Annotated in this window: 3 protein-coding genes; 2 read left to right on the top strand and 1 reads right to left on the bottom strand. The window is 58.8% G+C overall.

Features of this window, described 5'->3' with window-relative positions; translation table 11 throughout:
* A partial coding sequence (locus tag AC1DLB_RS28230) for a helicase HerA-like domain-containing protein (RefSeq protein WP_477786108.1) occupies positions 1-551 on the top strand: 551 nt, incomplete at its 5' end.
* A 59-nt stretch (positions 552-610) separates the two neighbouring features.
* Here AC1DLB_RS28230 and AC1DLB_RS28225 read toward each other — a convergent pair.
* Entirely contained in the window at positions 611-1066 is a 456-nt protein-coding gene (locus AC1DLB_RS28225; RefSeq protein WP_018926518.1) for a DUF721 domain-containing protein, read from the bottom strand.
* A 307-nt stretch (positions 1067-1373) separates the two neighbouring features.
* On the opposite strand from AC1DLB_RS28225, the gene AC1DLB_RS28220 reads away from it, so the two are divergent.
* Positions 1374-2179: DEAD/DEAH box helicase (locus tag AC1DLB_RS28220; protein WP_477786107.1), on the top strand; the 806-nt coding region annotated here is incomplete at its 3' end.

Below are 2179 nucleotides of genomic sequence, written 5' to 3'. Positions count from 1 at the left end.
ATGATGTGCTGGCTCAGTTGGGCCTGCGTGTTCAGCATGGCTTGCGCGCGTTCACCGCCAAAGAGCAGAAATCCCTGCGGGCAGTGGCCGAGGGCTTCCGGCCGAACCCGGCATTTGATGCCTTGTCGGTGTTGACTGAGCTGGGCATCGGCGAGGCGTTGGTCGGCACCTTGCAGGACAAGGGCACGCCGGAGATGGTCCAGCGTGTACTGGTCGCACCGCCGCAATCGCGGATCGGTCCGCTGACCGAGACTGAGCGCACGGTGCTGATTGCCGGTTCGCCGTTTAAAGGGCGATATGACAAACCGGTTGATCGCGAATCGGCCTATGAAGTGCTGATGGGGCGCAAGGGGTTGGCGCCGGGGCCTGAAACCGCGCCGGGCAAACCTGCCCCCGAAGAGCCGAGTTTCACCGAACAGGCTGGGGAATTCCTCGGTACGGCCGCAGGACAGGCGCTTAAATCGGCGATGCGACAGGCGGCCAATCAATTGGGCCGACAACTGGTACGCGGGTTGATGGGGTCATTGCTTGGGGGCAGTAAGCGCCGCTAGCGAGTGTACGCAGTCAAAATGTGGGAGYGGCGGTGTGGCGCTCCCACATTAAATTTGAGTCAGGATTTAGGTTTTGCGTGCGCCGCAAGGCGCTCCAGCGCCGCCCTTAGATTCGGGTCGGTAATCCCGTCAGCCGTCGCCTGAATGGTCGCCGCGGCATCCGTCGACAAATCCATGGTATGCCCAGCCGCTCCTTGCTGAACGGTCGGTGGCTGCACCTTGAACAGGATCCGCGTCAGGCTGGCGAACTCGTCGAACAGCTGTAACTGGCGTTGCAGACGCTTTTGTTGATAACGCAGGCGGGTGGCCCAGTGACCGTCGGTGACAATCAGCAATAAACTGCCTTCGCGCCACGACGCCACATGGCAATGCTCGCGGGCGGCCGGTTGCAGCTGGCTTTCCACCAGACGTTGCAAATGACCCAGGCGTTGAGCGTGGCCAAAGATGGCTTTCAGCGGTTTGGCTTCGCGAAGCAGAACGGCGGGTGCTCTGGCCGTGAGAGGGCGAAATGCCATGATCGAACACCTGAAGTAACAGAACGGCCATGGTAACAGAAAGCACCCGCTGGTCCCGACCCATTGCTTTACGAGCGCTTTACCCATTAAATCAACGAGTAACTTGTACCCTCAATGGGTTGAAGTTCAGTAAAAAGCCCTTATTTTAAGTGAGCCCCGTCACAGCGCAGTGCATGCATCGTGGAACAACGCCACTTTCCTCACCATCGTTTCCGGGTAGAATGCTCGTTCGCATGCGGCCATGAGGGCTGCACGGGCGACTCACGGGGCCGCCCTCCATCCCTTTAGTGTGGAAGATCCTGCCGATATGTTTGCGCCTTTGTTAAAGAAACTTTTTGGAAGCAAGAACGAGCGTGAAGTCAAACGCATGCTCAAGACGGTGCAGCTCGTCAATGCCTTCGAAGAGCAAATGGTGGCCCTTTCGGACGATCAATTGCGTGCCAAGACCAACGAGTTCAAGGCCCGCCTCGCCAAAGGGGAAACCCTCGACAAGCTGCTGCCAGAAGCCTTTGCGGTCGCCCGCGAAGCCGGTAAGCGCGTCATGGGTATGCGCCACTTCGATGTCCAGCTGATCGGCGGCATGACCTTGCATGAAGGCATGATCGCGGAAATGCGTACCGGTGAAGGCAAGACCCTGGTGGCAACACTGGGCGTTTACCTCAACGCGCTGTCCGGCAAGGGCGTGCACGTTGTGACGGTGAACGACTACCTGGCCCGTCGTGACGCCAACTGGATGCGTCCGCTCTACGAATTCCTTGGCATGACGGTCGGCGTGGTCACGCCATTCCAGCCGCCGGAAGAGAAGCGCGCCGCTTACGCCGCCGACATCACCTACGGCACCAACAACGAATTCGGTTTCGACTACTTGCGCGACAACATGGCGTTCAGCATGGAAGAAAAATTCCAGCGCGAACTCAATTTTGCCGTGATCGACGAAGTCGACTCCATCCTCATCGACGAAGCCCGTACCCCGCTGATCATCTCCGGTCAGGCCGAGGACAGCTCCAAGCTGTACATCGAGATCAACAAACTGATCCCGCAGCTTGAATTGCACATCGAGGAAGTCGAAGGGGAAGTCACCAAGGCCGGCCATTACACCATCGACGAGAAGAC

It is taken from the genome of Pseudomonas sp. 05N434, from assembly GCF_056396965.1.
Note: the sequence above shows the minus strand (reverse complement) of the source record. Positions and strands in the feature narration are given on the sequence as shown.

Excerpts from the sequence above, each read along its gene's own strand:
- AC1DLB_RS28225 (WP_018926518.1), bottom strand. The coding sequence starts at position 1,066 with ATGGCATTTCGCCCTCTCACGGCCAGAGCACCCGCCGTTCTGCTTCGC.